Below are 17,301 nucleotides of genomic sequence, written 5' to 3'. Positions count from 1 at the left end.
CAGTTAATTAAATTTTATGCACATAGCTTTCCTTACTCCAGAATTCCCGCATGAGGCAACTAGTAAAGTAGGTGGTTTAGGTACTAGCATCTATAATTTAGTTAGTGCATTGGTACTGGAAAATGTACGAGTTACAGTATTTTGCTACTCGCAGCTTAAAGACGCAATTTATGATGAATCTGGTTTTCAACTGCAACTTATAAAAAAACGAGACTACCCGATAGGTGGTTGGTATTTATATAGAAAATATATTAATAGCTATGTAAGCAAGCAAATTAATCAAAATCAAATCGATATCATTGAAGCACCAGATTGGACAGGTATTACTGCTTTTATGAGCTTCAAGATACCTTTAGTTATTCGCTTTCATGGATCAGACACCTATTTTTGCCATCTTGAAAAACGTAAACAAAAATGGAAAAACCATTATTTAGAGACTAAAGCATTTTCAACAGCGCAAGCCTTTATTGCACCAACTGACTTTGCGGGAAAGTTGAGCAAACAACTTTTTAAAATAAAAAATAAGCGTATTCAAACCATACATTACGGCTTAGATATAAAACGTTTTGAGAATACACAACCACTAAATTATAATCAGGGTGAAATCTTATATTTAGGTACTATAATCCGTAAAAAAGGAGTTTTTGAATTACCTCAAATTTTTAGTCTTGTAAAACAAAAATTCCCTAATGCAAAATTAAAACTTATAGGTTCAGATAGTCAGGATGCAAAAACACAGAAATCTACTTGGCAGATTTTAAAAGAACAATTTCATCCTGATGATAATTCTCAAGTATCTTATTTAGGAAAAATACCCTATGAAGAGGTAGAACAGCATATTAATTCTGCCAATGTTTGTGTTTTTCCTACCTATGCAGAAACTTTAGGTATGGTAACTATAGAATCTATGGCTTTAAAAAAAGCAGTTGTTAATAGTAATATTGGTTGGGCGCAAGAATTAATGGAAGATGGTAAAAGTGGCTATTTAGTACATCCTCAATCTCATAAAGAATATTCAGAGAAAATAGTGTCACTACTTAATGATCAAGAAAAAACGCTTCAATTTGGAAAGCAAGCAAGATTATTTGTAGAAACTCATTTTAATATCATAACTCAAGCTCAAAAAAACATTGATTTTTACAAGGCTCTCATATGATTATATTATTACATAAAGACAACTGTGTTGATGCCATTTTTTATGATAACAAAAGGATAAATAAATATCATGAATTAAAAGCTACTGAAGCACTATTTAAAATTGCAAAAGATTTTTCAGACCAAATTTTAGTATGGGCAGACTCTCGACTTATTGGTAATATTCCAAAAACCGAGATCAATTCGTTAATGTTACATGAGCGTTGCATGATTAGCTTTGGAAATTTATTTTCTATACCAAAATCTATTGGTTACATACATAATTCACCTTTTATAAAGGTAAATAATAAGGTAAAATACCCAACTTGGCAAATGAGCTCAAATTTAGGAAGCATTTTTGGGCATCAGCTATTGTTGTTTGAAGATGTTGCGAACAATAGCCAAGGTCTTGACTATTTACTTAGCTCAATTGCTAAATTAGGACAGCCACTTGGTCTTTGTTGTTATCGTTTGCCATTAAAGACTTCAATAAACACATCCTATTCACTAGACACTAAAGCACTTTTTAGTTTTGTACGAGAGCATTATAGCTTAAAATGGTTAATTCTATTGCTTTGTAGTATATTAAGATTTGAAAAGAGGTTTCCTGTTTTAAGTTTTTCTAAAGCCTTATTATTTCAACGTCAAATCAAGCCAAGATTTAAATTAACTAGTCTAAAAAGTGAAATACTCAATCTTGACAAGATTAATATTGACGTCATTATACCCACAATAGGACGAAAAACGTACCTTTTAGATGTTCTAAAAGACTTTGCGAAGCAAACAATACTTCCGAAGAAGATTATTATTGTCGAGCAGAATCCAGAGGAAAATTCTACTACAGATTTGGATTTTATAACAACTGAAACTTGGCCATTTAAAATTGTACATAAATTTATTAACCAGACAGGTGCTTGTAATGCAAGAAATATAGCTTTAAAAGAGGTTTCTTCAAATTGGGTATTTTTAGCAGATGATGATAACAGGTTCAAAGAAACATTAATTGAAGATTGTTTTAAAACACTTACCACGTATAATGCAAAAGCGCTAACGACCAACTATCCTCAAAAAGGAGAAACCACAACTAGTGATGAGGTTATACAATGGTCAACGTTTGGATCTGGTAATAGCATCATACATGTCTCATGTTTAACGTTTGCTAAGTTTAATGAAGCGTATGAACATGGTTATGGTGAGGATGCCGATTTTGGCATGCAACTTCGCAACAATGGGATTGATGTTTTATATGATCCAAACATCAAGATTTTACATCTAAAAGCACCAATAGGTGGTTTTAGAAAACCAGTCAAATTCAAATGGGATAACGATGATTTAAAACCAAAACCTTCGCCAACGGTTATGTTATTTCATTTAAAACACAGAACACTGCAGCAAATTAAAGGCTATAAGTTGTTACTTTTCTTAAAATACTATAGAAAGCAAAGCATCAAAAATCCAATTCGCTATATTAGAGTCATGAAAAAACGATGGAACGCTAGCGTTAAATGGGCAAACCATCTTGAACGTAATTCAAATTGAACTTCGCTTTAATCATCTGTACCTATCATCGACCGCAGCCACTTTTAAATTTATTAAAATCGGTTAGAGAGCAAAGTTTGTATCCTAATGATATTATAATTGTAGACGGATCGGCTGATAAAAATACAGAGGAGATATTGAATGCAAATTCATTTAAAAATCTAAGATATTTTAAGGTTTCTGAAACTGAACGTGGCTTAACAAAACAACGAAATATTGGTATTTCAAAACTTCAAGATTCTGAAACCATTGCTTGCTTTTTAGATGATGATATCATTCTGAAACCAGATTATTTTCAGAAATTAATTGAAACTTATAATGAACATCCTCAAGCATTAGGTGTTGGTGGTTATATTGTGAATGATGTTGAATGGAAACCAATACCAAAAAATTACATCACGCCAATTAACGAGTTTAGCTCCGACGGTTTTGCAAGACCAGATGGCTCTCGGTTTATATTAAGAAAACGATTAGGATTAGATGCCGATAGACCACCTGCGCATCTCCCAGAATTTTCACACGGTAGAAGTGTTAGTTTTTTACCGCCAAGTCATAAAACCTATCCAGTAGAGCAAATTATGGGAGGTGTGTCATCCTTTAAAACAGAGATTCTTAAAAAATATCCGTTTTCTGAATATTTTGAAGGCTATGGTTTATACGAAGATGCAGATTATACCTTGCGCCTATCAAGTATAGGAAAACTATATGTCAATACAGCTGCCCAATGTGAACACCATCACAATGCTTCAGGTCGACCAAACCAGTTTAAGTATGGAAAAATGGTCGTAAAAAATGGATGGTATGTATGGCGAGTACGTTGGCCAAAACCAAGTTTAAACGCTAAATTGAAATGGCACGCCATTGTTTGGTTATTAACAATAATTAGATTAACCAATGTTTTTACGACAAATGAAAGTAAAAAAGCGCTTACAGAAAGCTTAGGTCGTATAGTTGCTTGGTGGCAATTATTGTTTGTGAAACCTAGACATAATGATTATTAATTTAAAGCGATAACAACTAAGCCTCCAAAAAAAAATATTTTATCTTGAAATTCTGCATTATCACACATACAAAACATTATCTCTCAAACAATGAGGTGTTTGCTTATGCGCCTTATGTTCGGGAAATGAATTTATGGTTAAAACATGTTGATGAGGTTGAAATAGTAGCACCTAAAACCCAAAATAATTCTTCAATATTTAAAGCCTATAGGCATGATGATATTAAGTTAAAAGAAGTCGATTCATTTTCGCTTTTAGGTATTTTGGCATGTTTTAAAACGCTTTTTATTTTACCTAAAGTTCTTTATAAGATTTATAAAGCAATGAAACACGCAGATCATATTCATTTGCGTTGTCCAGGTAATATAGGATTGTTAGGGTGTTTTGTACAAATTTTGTTTCCAGATACACCTAAAACTGTAAAGTATGCGGGAAATTGGAATCCTGATGCTAAACAGCCTTGGAGCTATAAACTGCAAAAACGTATACTGTCAAATACAGCGTTAACAAAAAATTGTAGTGTATTGGTATATGGCGAATGGCCAAAACAAACTAAAAATATAAAGACATTTTTTACAGCCACATACTTTGAGATTGAAAAAAAACCTATTAAAGAACGAGGCTATTCTAGTACTCTAAACTTTATGTTTGTAGGAACACTTTCTAATGGAAAACAACCCTTAAGAGCAATTCAACTTGTTGAGGATCTTTTAAAAAGTGGAAGAGAAGCGAGTTTAGAAATTTATGGTGAAGGCGACCAAAGAGATTCTCTTGTAAAGTATATTAAGCTAAAACATCTTTCTGATTACATAATATTAAAAGGTAATCAATCAGCAGAAGTTATAAAGAATGCTTATAATACATCACATTTTTTAATACTACCAAGTAAATCTGAAGGTTGGCCAAAAGTTGTGGCAGAAGCCATGTTTTGGGGTTGTATACCTATTACGACACCAGTATCTTGTGTGCCTTGGATGTTAGATTATGGTAAACGTGGTTTCATAATTGATTCTTACTTTAAGCTAGAATCAATTGTTGAAAATACCAAGCATTTAAAAAATATGTCCCATTTAGCATCTGCTTGGTCTAGAACGTATACTTTAGATAAACTTGAATTAGAAATAAAAAAATTACTCTTTTAACGTAATTGTTTTATCTGTATTTACAATAAAGTGAGACTCATCAATTGGTTGTTGTACTATAGAAACAGCTTCTTGAATTGATTTGAAGTAAGGTGAAAACTCAATCTCATTTCTTAAACTAATGGCTTTAGCTTCGTTTACATACAAATTCCAAAAACCACTTTTGTTATTTTTGTAAAGTTCAGTATCAAGAGAATACTTCGGGTTATAATGGTAAGTGCCAGTAATTGATGTATAAAATTCTTCTGAATTTAAAGGTTCATAACTCATCGTGATAGATGAACACTCTTCACCTAAAATATATTTTTTAGGCTCTAAGTCTTTTTCGAAAATCAATAATTTTTCTTTAACTACAGATATGTCTTCCTTAGTAATGGTATCATTATTTTGATATTCTGTATAAGAAAAGCCTTATTAAGGTTTACTATCACCTTCATCCATCCCGAAGAGCCTTTTGCATTATATATTAATGCATACTTATCTGGTTTAATGTAGGCAGTACAGGAATCACCAAGCTCTTTGGCTAGCATCGCTGTATCTATATTATCGTGTAATGAGATAAAAGTATTCTTGTAATCTATTTGTCCTTCAAAAAAATCTTGAGCAAAAGTTACTTGAAAAACAAGACAAATTATAAGAGTTATAATTCCTATTCTCATATTAAGAAACAACATCTTTTATACGCTGTAAAGCTTCTTTAATTTGGTCTTGGCTTGCAGCATAAGAAATTCTAATACAGTCTGGATTACCAAAAGCATCACCAGTAACAGTAGCAACTAAAGCCTCTTCTAATAAAAACATAGAGAAATCTGTAGCATTTTCAATCTTATGACCTTTTAACGTCTTACCAAAGAAAGAAGATACATTAGGAAATACATAAAAAGCACCTTGTGGCTCTGTTGTTTCAAAGCCTTCTATGTTATTTAATAAACCTAAAATAAGTTGACGACGCTCTTTAAACTCATCAATCATAAATTGAATATTACTCACAGGAGCTTCTAATGCCGTAATTACTGCACGTTGCGCTATACAGTTAGCGCCACTAGTAATTTGACCTTGCATCTTATTACATGCACGAGCAATATATTCTGGAGCTCCAATATAACCTATTCTCCAACCTGTCATAGCAAAAGCTTTTGAGACACCATTTACTACTACGGTACGGTCATACATATCCTCAAATTGTGCCATAGAAAAATGTTCTCCAACAAAATTTATGTGCTCGTAAATTTCATCGCTCACCACAATAATATTAGGGTAGTCTACTAATACATCTGCTAAGGCTCTTAACTCTTGCTTGCTATAAAGCATACCACTTGGATTACAAGGAGAACTAAACCAAATCATTTTAGTTTTAGGAGTAATAGCAGCACGTAATTGCTCTGCTGTCATTTTAAAATCTGTTTCAATAGAAGTTGCTACTTCAACAGGAACACCTTCACCAAGTTTTACAATTTCGGCATAGCTTACCCAATAAGGACAAGGTAAAATAACTTCATCTCCTTTGTCTAGCAATACCATAGCAACATTAGCTAAAGATTGTTTTGCTCCAGTAGATACCACAATTTGATTGCGATTATAAGTAAGAGTATTGTCTCTTTTAAACTTTGTAATTACTGCATCTTTAAGTTCAACATAACCATCAACAGGTGTGTAACCATTATAATTATCATCTATGGCTTGTTTTGCAGCATCTTTTACAAAATCTGGTGTATTAAAGTCTGGCTCTCCCAAACTTAATCCTATAATATCTTTACCTTCTGCTCGTAACTCTCTAGCCTTGGCTGCCATAGCCAATGTTTGAGAGGTTTGCATGCTGTTAATACGTTCTGAAAGTTGAGTAGTTGTTGTTTGTAACATTATGCCGCTATTGTTGGTTTAGCGCCCATTTGCTTTAAGTGCAGGAAATGAGCTTTTATTGCGCTTCTAGTTGTTTCGTATTCGTGATAAGGAAGATTAAATTCCTTTGCAGTATTTCTTACTATTTCTGAAATCTTAGTATAATGTATATGACTAATATTTGGAAATATATGGTGTTCTACCTGATGGTTTAAACCACCTGTAAACCAGTTTACTATTTTATTTTTTGTTGAAAAGTTAGTGGTGGTCATTAATTGATGAATTGCCCACGTATTTTTCATATTACCGTCTTCATCTGGTAATGGCATTTCTGTATGATCTACAATATGTGCTAATTGAAAAACAACACTTAAAATAAGACCTGCTGTATAATGCATTACAAAAAAGCCTATAAGAACCTGCCACCAAGCAAGGTTGCTAAACAGTATTGGGATTACAATCCACAATGTCACATAGATTAGCTTTGTAATAGCTATGGTACTCCATTGTTTTAATGGACTAGGCAGCTTTCCATATGATAATTTTTGAGCTAAGTAACGTCTAGATTGTTTGAAGTCTGTAGTAATAGCCCAATTAAATGTTAACAGTCCATAAAGAAAGATTGAGTAATAATGCTGAAATTTATGAAACTTACGCCATTTTGCGTGTTCAGAAAATCTTATAACACGTCCGGCATCTAAGTCTTCATCGTGTCCATGTACATTAGTATAGGTATGGTGTAAAACATTATGTTGTACCTGCCAATTGTAAACATTACCAGCTAAAAAGTAAATGGTGCCACCCATAACTTTATTTACCCAAGATTTCTTGGAGTAAGAACCGTGATTACCATCGTGCATAACATTCATTCCTATTCCAGCCATACCAACACCCATGACAATACTTAAAAGAATCTTCCAAAGAAAGCCAATATTAAGTGTTAGGATTAAAAAATATGGTGCTAAAAATAGCGTGAACATGACAATGGTCTTAAGGTGTAATTGCCAGTTACCGGTACGTTTAATATCATTTTCCCTAAAGTAATTATTAACGCGCTTGTTAAGGGTTCTAAAAAATTTTTTAGAATCTACTCTTGAGAAACGTAGAGGTTGTTGTTGCATAATTTTGTATGATTTACAAAAGTAAGAAATAAAGACTTAGTCGAGTTTAGCTTGCTTAATTATTAACGTAAACTTCAACTAATCATTTTGTAGTAATTAAAATAAAAAAAAATAATTATGTATGTAATCTTAGGGGATTAGTACACTTAGTCTAAGAATATATGTCTTAATTACAGTGTGTTAAGTGAGGTGTTGCGATAAATCATTAGTTTAAAACTATTTTATGCTGTTTTAAAACCTTATTACTATGATTAATATTACACATTTTACTTATTCAAATTGTGGATAATCATCTAATTTAAAATCGTGTTTAAGAAAAAGAGATTCTGTAACTAAAGTACCATCAGTATAATCTGTTATATGTAAATTTCCATATCTACAGATAAAAAAAGCAAAGCGTTGTTGTTTATCAAACCACACGGTAAACTCAGGAAAATTTAGATCTTCTGTAGCAAGCGTATAGATTATATGTATAAACTCATTTAAATCTGTAAGAGAAACTTCAAGAGCTTCAGTATGGGTTTTTGTAGGAATATGTGTTGCCAAATTCTTATAAGCTTCAGCAATATCGGCGTAGGTAGAATTTTTACTAGAGAAAAAATCTAATTTTATAAACGGTATAAGTATTAATGCTTCGCAATCAATTTCAGTAAATACAGCTTTTAACTTATCTGAAATTTCTAAAGGATGTAACGCTTTTTGATCACTTGATACTCTCACGCAAAAATTATGTGTGTTGTAATCTTTTACAGTTAATGATATAGCATCAAATTTTGAAGTGTAACTTTCTTCCTCATCTTCATCATAAAATGACTGTTGAATACCGTGTATATGAGACGCTAATATTTTATACTGCTTGAATACATCTTGTCTGTCTAGTAACTTCATTTAAAATTGTAAATGTGTAGTTATATATTATTACACCTAAAGATACTGTTTTTAGGTAGAAAGAACTTTTAGGTGTTAAAGGTAATCATCTCTAAAAATTCATAACCTTCAAGCAATGATTTCATTACTTTTGCATAAAATTTTAGACCATTGAAAGAGATCATTCAACATTTTCCAGATTTAACAGAGTTACAGTTAGAGCAATTCTCTAAAATAGGTGACCTATATAAGGATTGGAATCAGAAAATAAACGTCGTGTCCCGTAAAGATATAGATGAGATTTATTCTCGTCACGTCTTACATTCTTTAGGTATAGCAAAAGTGATGTCTTTTAAAGATGGCGCAAAGGTTATGGATGTAGGAACTGGTGGTGGTTTTCCTGGAGTTCCTCTTGCTATACTTTTTCCAGAAGTACAATTTCATTTGGTTGATAGTATAGGTAAAAAAATAAAAGTTGTAGATGAGGTTGTTGAAGGTCTTGGGTTAACTAATGTAAAAACAAGTCACAGCAGAGTAGAGGAAATAAATGATACCTATGATTTTATTGTAAGTCGTGCTGTTGCTCATATGGAAACCTTTACACATTGGATAAAAGGTAAGGTTGCCAAGAAAAGTAACCACGAACTTAAAAATGGTATTCTTTATCTTAAAGGAGGCGATTTATCTGAAGAGCTTCAAAATTTTCCTAAGGCTACTATTTACGAGTTAACAGACTTTTTTAAAGACGAGTTTTTTGACACTAAAAAAGTAGTGCACTTACCAATTAAGTATAAGCCTTAAGCTGGTTGTTTAGAGGTGAGTTCTCTAAATAAATCTTCTAAATTCTTATTTTTCTGATTAAGCTGAAGAGTTTTTAAACCATTATCATGTGCAAAATCAAAAACGGAAGGTCTCATGTCTTCTGTGGTATCAAACTCTAACTCGTAAACAAAGCCTATGGTGTTTTTAGCACTTGTAAGATTTGGCATACGCTCTATGGCAACAGTTTCTACGCGATAATCAAACTCTACCTCAATAATTTGTTTTTGGTTTTTACGTAAATCAGATAAAGATTCGTCTGCTACAATTTCACCGTTGTTAATTATTATAACACGATCACAAATAGCCTCAACCTCTTGCATGATATGCGTTGATAAAAACACAGTTTTATCAACCCCAGAAGTTTTAATAAGTTGTCTTATATCTACAAGTTGGTTAGGGTCTAAACCGGTTGTTGGTTCATCCAATATAAGTACATCAGGATTGTGTAATAATGCACTGGCCAAACCCACACGTTGCCTGTATCCTTTAGAGAGTGCACCTATTTTTTTGTTAGCTTCCGGTAATAGGCCAGTCTCGGTAATAACAGATTCAATAGTATTTGTGTCAACAGTATTCACTTTTGCACAAAAGCTAAGGTATTCTCTCACATACATATCTAGATATAGTGGGTTGTGTTCTGGTAAATACCCAATACGTTTCTGTACTTCTAATTTATGTTCGCTAACTTCAAAATCGCATACTTTTGCAGAGCCTTCAGTAGCTGGAAGATAGCCGGTCAAGATTTTCATTAATGTCGATTTTCCTGCACCATTTGGTCCTAAAAATCCAACTATTTCACCTTTGTCAACAGAAAAAGAAACAGAGTTTAAAGCTTTTTGAGTTCCATAAAGCTTTGTGAGATTAGAAATCTGTATAGACATATATAAGGATTAAAGTAAAGTTTAGTCTTGTGTGAATAACAAAAATATTCAACTCAAACGTTGTAACGAAAATTATTACAGATTAATTGCTGTAATTATTTGTTTCGTAAAATAATAATGATACTTTAGCATTCATAATGAGCAACAAGACATTACATACAGCATTTTATTTCTGGTATTTTTTCTTTCTGAAATGATATCGGGATAAATCTATGTATATATATAATACAATTCCCGATTCATATGAGTCGGGAATTTTTTTTGCTTAAAACTGAAAACTGAAAATTTTAAATGATGACAAATACAATTGCTATACAAGGCATAAAAGGCTCTTTTCACCATCAGGTTGCCCAACATTATTTTGGAGATACATACCAATATGATGAGTGTTTGTCTTTTGATACATTAGTGTCATCTATATTAAATGGAAAGTCAGATTATGCTGTAATGGCAATAGGAAACTCAATAGCAGGAACCATTTCACCAAACTATAGTTTAATAGATGCTCATAACTTAAATATTATAGGAGAAAGCTATATAAACATAAGTATGAATGTAATGGCACTTAATGGACAAACTCTAAGCGATATTAATGAAGTGGCATCTCATCCTATAGCATTGTTACAATGCAAGGCCTTTTTTAAAGACTATCCGCATATTAAATTAGTAGAAGATAATGATACGGCAGAGGTTGCTAAAAGAATTTCTGAAGGTCAATTAAAAGGTATCGCCGCAGTAGCAAGTCCTATTGCTGCCAACTTGTATGATTTAGACATTTTAGCAAAAGATATTCATACCGTTAAAACCAATCAGACTCGATTTTTAATTTTAGAAGCTAATAAAGCCAAACGTAAGGACACTATTAATAAAGCGTCTTTAAAGTTGGTAGTTGGTCATCAAAAAGGAAGTTTAGCAACAGCTTTAAACGTGTTGAGTGATTGCCAATTAAATCTCACAAAAATACAGAGTATACCCATAATAGATCAACCTTGGAGTTACGCCATGTTTGTTGATGTAACTTTTGAAAATGTAGAAAACTACGATAAGGCTATAGAGGTATTAGGGGTAATGATTGAAGATGTGAAAATCTTAGGCGAATACAAGAATAAATTAGAAGCATAATTAAAGAAATTATGAAGCCAGCAAACAGGTTACAACATATAAAAGAATATTACTTTGCTACAAAGTTACGTGAGGTAAGAGCTATGGTAGCTGCAGGAAAACCTGTAATAAATATGGGTATAGGCAGTCCAGATGGCGCACCACCACAAGCAGCTTTTAAAGAATTGCAGCGTACACTTTTTGAGCCCAATGCACACCAATACCAATCTTATAAAGGCTTGCCACAGTTGCGAGAAGCAATGGCACAATATTATGCAACATATTTTAATGTAAATCTGCAGCCAGATTCAGAAATACAACCTTTAATGGGAAGTAAGGAAGGTATCACACATATCTCTTTGGCATTTTTAAATCCTGGAGATCAAGTTTTAGTTCCTAATCCTGGATACCCAACGTATACATCTGTATCTAAATTAGTAGGAGCAGATCCTATATTTTACACCTTAGAAGAAGCAAATAATTACTTGCCAGATTTTGAAGCTTTAGAAAAGACAGATTTAACCAAGGTAAAATTAATGTGGCTTAATTATCCACACATGCCTACTGGCGCTTTGGCAACTAAAACGGTATTTAAAAAACTTATTGCTTTTGCTAAGACGCATGATATTTTAGTGGTGAATGATAATCCATACAGTCATATTTTAAATAATGAACCCTTAAGTATATTATCTATTCAAGGAGCAAAAGAAGTTGCATTAGAGTTAAATTCTTTAAGTAAGAGTTTTAATATGGCAGGATGGCGAGTAGGAATGTTGTCTGGATCTAGTGAGTATATAAATCATGTTATGAAAGTGAAAACACAAATGGATAGCGGTATGTTTCTGCCATTGCAAATGGGAGTTGTACAAGCATTACGTACTAATCATTCTTGGTTTACATCCTTAAATAACGTGTATGCAGAACGTAAACAGCTACTATTAAAATTAGTTGATCTATTAAATTGTGAGGTTGTAGCCTCAAAAGCAGGAATGTTTGTCTGGGCAAAATTGCCAAAAGGTGAAACTTCTGAAGCTTTTATTGATCATTTACTTCAAAAACATCATATTTTTGTGGCACCAGGAACCATATTTGGTTCTCAAGGAGAAGGTTTTATAAGATTTTCTCTATGTGTCACCAAAGAACACATAAAAGAATCTATTAACCGAATAAAACATCAAGTAGTCATTTAAGTAAATACCAATCCTATTTACAATAATTGACACTGAAATAAACCTTATGGAAAATAAAAAAGAATTACGCAATTGGTTAGACGCCTTTGGATTAGATCATCCTTTGGTTATTGCAGGACCTTGTAGTGCAGAAACAGAGGATCAAGTCTTAAATATAGCACACCAATTAAAAGATAGTGATGCAACTGTACTACGTGCAGGTATATGGAAACCTCGTACTCGACCAGGAAATTTTGAGGGCGTAGGCGCACTAGGATTAAAGTGGTTGCAACGTGCTAAAGAAGAAACAGGAATGCTAACTACTACAGAGGTTGCAAATGCAAACCATGTAGATTTAGCTCTAAAACACGATATAGATATATTGTGGATAGGTGCTCGTACAACGGTATCTCCTTTTATTGTACAAGAAATTGCAGATGCGTTAAAAGGAACAGATAAAACGGTATTAATTAAGAATCCTGTAAATCCAGATTTAGCATTATGGCTAGGTGCCGTAGAGCGTTTTTATACAGCAGACGTAAAAAATCTAGGTGTGATACACAGAGGTTTTTCTACATATGAGAAAACACGCTACCGTAATAATCCTGAATGGCAAATACCAATTGATTTGCAACAGCGTTTTCCAGATTTACCATTAATATTAGATCCATCTCATATTGCAGGTCGTCGTGATATAATTTTCGATCTTTGCCAAACAGCATTAGATTTAAATTATGATGGGTTTATGGTTGAAACTCACCATACACCAGATGAAGCTTGGAGTGATGCTGCACAGCAAATTACACCAGATGCTTTAAAACAAATGACGGTTGATTTACGCATACGTAAAGAAGAAGGTCAAGAAGCAGAATTTAGAAATAAGATTAATACCTTAAGGTCTAAAATAGATATTATAGATCATCAAATTATCGAGCATTTAGGAAAACGAATGCGCGTTGCAGATGAGATAGGACACCTAAAGAAAGAAAACAACGTTGCGATTTTACAAACTAAGCGTTGGAATGAAATCTTAGGGAAAATGATTTTAATGGGAGAAGAACAACATTTAAGTGAAGAGTTTATCTTAAAAGTATTTAAAGGCATACATCAAGAATCTATAAACCACCAAAAAAAGGTGATTAATAATTAATTTGAAAGGAACAGTATACAAATCGACAGGAAGTTGGTACACCGTTAAGGCAGAAAACGGTACGTTTTACGAATGCCGTATTAAAGGTAAATTCCGAATTCAAGGTATTAAAAGTACCAATCCAGTTTCTGTGGGTGATCACGTAAAGTTTGATATTGAAACTAAAGGCGATGATACTATTGGTGTTATAAAAGATATTGAGGAGCGCGAGAATTATATAGTAAGAAAATCTGTAAATCTCTCTAAGCAAACGCACATCATAGCATCTAACGTAGACATCGCCTTTCTTTTAGTTACCCTTAATAATCCGCCTACATTTACCACATTCATAGATCGGTTTTTGGTAACAGCCGAAGCTTATCATATAAATGCTATTCTCCTTTTTAATAAGATAGATACTTACTCCGAAGAAGAATATGGCGAGGTTAAGTACCTTATGCACCTTTATGAAACTATTGGTTATAGGTGTATAGAGATTTCTGCTAAAACAGGTTTAAATATAGATGAGGTTAAAGAAGTGATGACAGCAAAAACTAGTATGTTTTCTGGTCATAGTGGCGTTGGTAAAAGTACTTTGGTAAATGCTATTGAAGAAAACCTTAACCTTAAAACCACCAAGATTAGTGAGAGCCATTCACAAGGTCAACATACTACCACATTTGCAGAAATGTTCGATTTATCTTTCGATGCCCGTATAATAGATACACCAGGAATTAAAGGTTTTGGTGTGGTAGATATAGACAAAGAAGAACTTGCAAATTACTTTCCAGAGTTTTTCGAGCTTAAATCAGAATGTAAATTCAACAACTGTTTACACATTAATGAGCCAAAATGTGCTGTAAAAGATGCCTTAGAAGATGGCAAGATAGCGTGGAGTAGGTACAAAAGCTATTTACAGATTCTTGAAGGTGAAGAAGAACACTACCGTAAAGATATTTACGAGAAATAATTTTTTACTATGAGAGCAGTTATACAACGTGTAACAAAGGCATCAGTAACAATAAATGGTTCTATAAATGCTGAAATTAATCAAGGATTATTAATTCTGTTAGGTGTTGGTGTAAATGACACTTCAGAAGATATTACTTGGCTAAGTAATAAAATAGCAAACCTTCGTATTTTTAGTGATGAAGATGGTAATATGAACTTGTCTTTAAAAGCTATAAATGGTAATGCTATTGTAGTATCTCAGTTCACCTTATTTGCTTCAACCAAAAAAGGAAACAGACCAAGTTTCTTAAATTCAGCTAAGCCAGAACAAGCCATTCCATTGTATGAAGCCTTTGTAAAACAATTGGAAACAGATTTAGGTAAACCTATTGGTACAGGTATTTTTGGAGCCGATATGAAAGTAGAGTTGCTAAATGATGGTCCTGTTACTATTACTATAGACACAAAGCATAAAGAGTAGTTCCTAAATCTTTTATTATTCCGTAATTTTAGACAATCACAAAAGTTACACTACCTAAGTTTTGTGTTTCAGAACTGTATCTAAACTTTCAAACAAATACTATTGAACTCTAATAACACACAATCCTCAATATTAATTATTGGAGCAGGACTATGCGGAAGCCTTTTGGCATTACGTATGGCACAACGTGGCTACCAAGTACAACTTATAGAAAAACGACCAGATTTACGTGAAGTGCACCAAGATGCGGGACGTAGTATTAACCTAGCTTTTAGTGATAGAGGTATGAAAGGTATAAAACGTGTTGGCCTGGAAGAAGAGGTGAAAAAACTTTGCATACCAATGCACGGAAGGATGATTCATAATTTGGGCGCAGAACCATTTATGTCTAACTACAGTGGTCGAGACAATGAATATATAAATTCTATTTCCAGAACAGATTTAAATGCAATGCTTTTAGACGCCTGTGACAAGATGGATAATATTGAGATTAAATATAATCTAGCTTGTAAAAACGTAAATTTAGAAGAAGCAAAAGCTACGTTTGAAGATTACACAACTAAAGAAGAAACCACATTCTCTGCAGATGTTATTTTGGGTGCAGATGGTGCAGGCTCTTCTGTGAGAAAAAGAATGTTTTTAAATAAAAACTTTCTCTTTAGCTTTTCTCAAGACTATTTAACGCACGGCTATAAAGAATTGTCTATACCACCAGCAGAAAATAATGGCTACAGAACATTTAAGAATGCACTCCATATATGGCCAAGAGGCGAAGACATGCTTATTGCATTACCAAATCTAGACGGTAGTTTTACGGTGACGTTATTTTTGCCATATTCAGATTCAGATTATTGTTTTGATACATTGACAACTCCAGAAATGGTAACCGAATATTTTGAGAAAGAATTCCCAGATGTTTTGGAGCTCATACCAAATTTAGCTGAAGAATTTTTCGAAAACCCAACTGGTCCTTTAGGTACTATTAAATGTTCACCTTGGCATTGCTATGGTAAGAACTTAATTTTAGGAGATGCAGCACATGCTATAGTTCCGTTTTATGGTCAAGGTATGAATGCTTCTTTTGAAGATGTTGCGGTTTTTGATGATATTTTAGATGCTCATGAAGGAGAATCTTGGGAAGCTATTTTTAAAGCCTATGAAGCTGCTAGAAAACCAGATACAGATGCAATTGCCAATCTTGCAGTTGATAATTTTCACGAAATGAAAGAGCATACAGCTAGTGACTTATTTCAGCAAAAACGAAAATTAGAAATGGCTTTTGAAGCAGAATTTCCTGAAGACTATCACTCTAAATACAGTTTGGTTACTTTTAAAGAAGATATAGGATATAAGGAAGCAAAGATGAGAGGAAGAGCACAAGATAAAGCAATACTCAATTTGTTAGATGATGGTAAATTACCAGATACATTACCCTTAAAAGAAAAACTTAATATCGTAAATAAAGAAACCCAAGACATCTTGCACGATGATGAGGTGATTGGAAATTTATAAAAACATAAATCAATATCATATTGAGTCATTTTAAATGATCGGGAAATTACTATAGTGAATACAACATCAAAGGATTCCTATACAATTTATATGTTCTCGAATTCACATTAAACCACTCGAATTGATATCTGTGAAAAGACAAAATATTATGGCAAACAAATCAACTTTAGTAGATGGTAAGGCAAAACCAAGAGGTGCATATCCTCACGTAAAACGTGTAGGTGATTTTATATTTATTTCCGGCACGAGTAGTCGTTTACCCGATAATACCTTTGCTGGTGTGCATCAAAAAGATGGTATGGGCACAATGCATTTAGATATAAGAGAACAAACTAAAGCAGTTTTAGAAAACATTAAAGACTATTTAGCTATTGAAGGCGCAACAATGGAAGACGTTGTAGATGTTACCACATTTTTAGTAAATATGAATGATTTTGGTGGTTACAATGAAGTGTATGCAGAGTATTTTAACTCAGAAACTGGACCAACAAGAACTACAGTTGCTGTACACCAATTACCACATCCTCATTTAGTGGTAGAGATTAAAGCAATGGCATATAAGCCGAAAGCATAGTAAATACAGTAAAGTAATATGTTTGGGTTAAATCTTAT

General features: G+C 33.0%; 18 protein-coding genes. 12 read left to right on the top strand and 6 right to left on the bottom strand.

Annotated features, from left to right (window positions below):
• Positions 1–16: 16 nt before the first annotated feature.
• Genes CL818_RS10920 through CL818_RS10905 form a run of 4 tightly spaced genes read left to right on the top strand, consistent with a single transcriptional unit; the run spans position 17 to position 4,816 of the window.
• Positions 17–1,156 (top strand): glycosyltransferase family 4 protein, encoded by a 1,140-nt coding sequence (locus tag CL818_RS10920; protein WP_272973598.1) that lies wholly within the window; start codon positions 17–19, stop codon positions 1,154–1,156.
• Positions 1,153–2,673, top strand: coding sequence for a glycosyltransferase family 2 protein (locus tag CL818_RS10915; protein ID WP_272973599.1), 1,521 nt, complete (start codon positions 1,153–1,155; stop codon positions 2,671–2,673). Before CL818_RS10920 ends, CL818_RS10915 begins: the two co-directional genes overlap by 4 nt.
• Positions 2,670–3,674 carry a glycosyltransferase family 2 protein gene (locus CL818_RS10910; RefSeq protein WP_286973033.1) on the top strand — a complete coding sequence of 335 codons (1,005 nt, stop codon included), beginning with the start codon at positions 2,670–2,672 and terminating at the stop codon, positions 3,672–3,674. Before CL818_RS10915 ends, CL818_RS10910 begins: the two co-directional genes overlap by 4 nt.
• Positions 3,675–3,718: 44 nt before the next feature.
• Positions 3,719–4,816, top strand: coding sequence for a glycosyltransferase (locus tag CL818_RS10905; RefSeq protein ID WP_272973601.1), 1,098 nt, complete (start codon positions 3,719–3,721; stop codon positions 4,814–4,816).
• Here CL818_RS10905 and CL818_RS10900 read toward each other — a convergent pair.
• The 5 genes from CL818_RS10900 to CL818_RS10880 form a co-directional block, all read right to left on the bottom strand.
• Positions 4,805–5,152: a hypothetical protein gene (locus tag CL818_RS10900; RefSeq protein WP_272973602.1), complete on the bottom strand. Its 348-nt coding sequence runs from the start codon at positions 5,150–5,152 to the stop codon at positions 4,805–4,807. The genes CL818_RS10905 and CL818_RS10900 overlap by 12 nt on opposite strands.
• Before the next feature lie 14 nt (positions 5,153–5,166).
• A complete protein-coding gene (locus CL818_RS10895; protein WP_272973603.1) occupies positions 5,167–5,475 on the bottom strand; it encodes a hypothetical protein in 309 nt (102 codons plus the stop codon).
• Position 5,476: 1 nt separating this feature from the next.
• Entirely contained in the window at positions 5,477–6,676 is a 1,200-nt protein-coding gene (locus CL818_RS10890) for a pyridoxal phosphate-dependent aminotransferase (protein WP_272973604.1), read from the bottom strand.
• Positions 6,676–7,776: a fatty acid desaturase family protein gene (locus CL818_RS10885; protein ID WP_013187228.1), complete on the bottom strand. Its 1,101-nt coding sequence runs from the start codon at positions 7,774–7,776 to the stop codon at positions 6,676–6,678. Before CL818_RS10885 ends, CL818_RS10890 begins: the two co-directional genes overlap by 1 nt.
• 270 nt (positions 7,777–8,046) lie before the next feature.
• Positions 8,047–8,664 (bottom strand): hypothetical protein, encoded by a 618-nt coding sequence (locus tag CL818_RS10880; protein WP_272973605.1) that lies wholly within the window; start codon positions 8,662–8,664, stop codon positions 8,047–8,049.
• A gap of 150 nt (positions 8,665–8,814) precedes the next feature.
• Here CL818_RS10880 and rsmG point away from each other — a divergent pair, with 150 nt between their 5' ends.
• The gene (gene rsmG / locus CL818_RS10875; protein ID WP_219359651.1) at positions 8,815–9,444 is read left to right on the top strand and encodes a 16S rRNA (guanine(527)-N(7))-methyltransferase RsmG; all 630 of its coding nucleotides are present in this window, start codon (positions 8,815–8,817) and stop codon (positions 9,442–9,444) included.
• Here rsmG and gldA read toward each other — a convergent pair.
• Positions 9,441–10,346 (bottom strand): gliding motility-associated ABC transporter ATP-binding subunit GldA, encoded by a 906-nt coding sequence (gene gldA, locus CL818_RS10870; protein WP_013187231.1) that lies wholly within the window; start codon positions 10,344–10,346, stop codon positions 9,441–9,443. The genes rsmG and gldA overlap by 4 nt on opposite strands.
• Positions 10,347–10,640: 294 nt before the next feature.
• Here gldA and CL818_RS10865 point away from each other — a divergent pair, with 294 nt between their 5' ends.
• The 7 genes from CL818_RS10865 (at position 10,641) to CL818_RS10835 (ending at position 17,263) form a co-directional block, all read left to right on the top strand.
• Positions 10,641–11,468: a prephenate dehydratase gene (locus CL818_RS10865; protein ID WP_272973715.1), complete on the top strand. Its 828-nt coding sequence runs from the start codon at positions 10,641–10,643 to the stop codon at positions 11,466–11,468.
• A gap of 11 nt (positions 11,469–11,479) precedes the next feature.
• Positions 11,480–12,637, top strand: a complete 1,158-nt coding sequence (locus tag CL818_RS10860; protein ID WP_272973606.1) for a pyridoxal phosphate-dependent aminotransferase — start codon at positions 11,480–11,482, stop codon at positions 12,635–12,637.
• Between the two features lie 46 nt (positions 12,638–12,683).
• Positions 12,684–13,766, top strand: coding sequence for a bifunctional 3-deoxy-7-phosphoheptulonate synthase/chorismate mutase type II (locus tag CL818_RS10855; RefSeq protein WP_272973607.1), 1,083 nt, complete (start codon positions 12,684–12,686; stop codon positions 13,764–13,766).
• A 1-nt stretch (position 13,767) separates the two neighbouring features.
• On the top strand, positions 13,768–14,715 hold the full coding sequence (rsgA, locus tag CL818_RS10850; protein WP_272973608.1) for a ribosome small subunit-dependent GTPase A: 948 nt from the start codon (positions 13,768–13,770) through the stop codon (positions 14,713–14,715).
• Positions 14,716–14,724: 9 nt separating this feature from the next.
• A complete protein-coding gene (gene dtd, locus CL818_RS10845; RefSeq protein WP_013187236.1) occupies positions 14,725–15,177 on the top strand; it encodes a D-aminoacyl-tRNA deacylase in 453 nt (150 codons plus the stop codon).
• Positions 15,178–15,279: 102 nt separating this feature from the next.
• Positions 15,280–16,689, top strand: a complete 1,410-nt coding sequence (locus CL818_RS10840) for an FAD-dependent oxidoreductase (RefSeq protein WP_286973005.1) — start codon at positions 15,280–15,282, stop codon at positions 16,687–16,689.
• Positions 16,690–16,837: 148 nt separating this feature from the next.
• Complete coding sequence (locus CL818_RS10835) at positions 16,838–17,263, top strand: RidA family protein (RefSeq protein WP_272973610.1); 426 nt, start codon at positions 16,838–16,840, stop codon at positions 17,261–17,263.
• Positions 17,264–17,301 lie beyond the last annotated feature (38 nt).

It is taken from the genome of Croceibacter sp. (genome assembly GCF_002716225.1).
Classification (GTDB): domain Bacteria; phylum Bacteroidota; class Bacteroidia; order Flavobacteriales; family Flavobacteriaceae; genus Croceibacter; species Croceibacter atlanticus.
This window is presented reverse-complemented; position numbering and strand designations above follow the sequence as displayed.

Excerpts from the sequence above, each read along its gene's own strand:
- CL818_RS10865 (WP_272973715.1), top strand. The coding sequence starts at position 10,641 with ATGACAAATACAATTGCTATACAAGGCATAAAAGGCTCTTTTCACCAT.
- CL818_RS10895 (WP_272973603.1), bottom strand. The coding sequence starts at position 5,475 with ATGAGAATAGGAATTATAACTCTTATAATTTGTCTTGTTTTTCAAGTA.
- gldA (WP_013187231.1), bottom strand. The coding sequence starts at position 10,346 with ATGTCTATACAGATTTCTAATCTCACAAAGCTTTATGGAACTCAAAAA.
- CL818_RS10920 (WP_272973598.1), top strand. The coding sequence starts at position 17 with ATGCACATAGCTTTCCTTACTCCAGAATTCCCGCATGAGGCAACTAGT.
- CL818_RS10835 (WP_272973610.1), top strand. The coding sequence starts at position 16,838 with ATGGCAAACAAATCAACTTTAGTAGATGGTAAGGCAAAACCAAGAGGT.
- CL818_RS10880 (WP_272973605.1), bottom strand. The coding sequence starts at position 8,664 with ATGAAGTTACTAGACAGACAAGATGTATTCAAGCAGTATAAAATATTA.
- dtd (WP_013187236.1), top strand. The coding sequence starts at position 14,725 with ATGAGAGCAGTTATACAACGTGTAACAAAGGCATCAGTAACAATAAAT.
- CL818_RS10855 (WP_272973607.1), top strand. The coding sequence starts at position 12,684 with ATGGAAAATAAAAAAGAATTACGCAATTGGTTAGACGCCTTTGGATTA.
- CL818_RS10890 (WP_272973604.1), bottom strand. The coding sequence starts at position 6,676 with ATGTTACAAACAACAACTACTCAACTTTCAGAACGTATTAACAGCATG.
- CL818_RS10915 (WP_272973599.1), top strand. The coding sequence starts at position 1,153 with ATGATTATATTATTACATAAAGACAACTGTGTTGATGCCATTTTTTAT.
- CL818_RS10860 (WP_272973606.1), top strand. The coding sequence starts at position 11,480 with ATGAAGCCAGCAAACAGGTTACAACATATAAAAGAATATTACTTTGCT.
- CL818_RS10885 (WP_013187228.1), bottom strand. The coding sequence starts at position 7,776 with ATGCAACAACAACCTCTACGTTTCTCAAGAGTAGATTCTAAAAAATTT.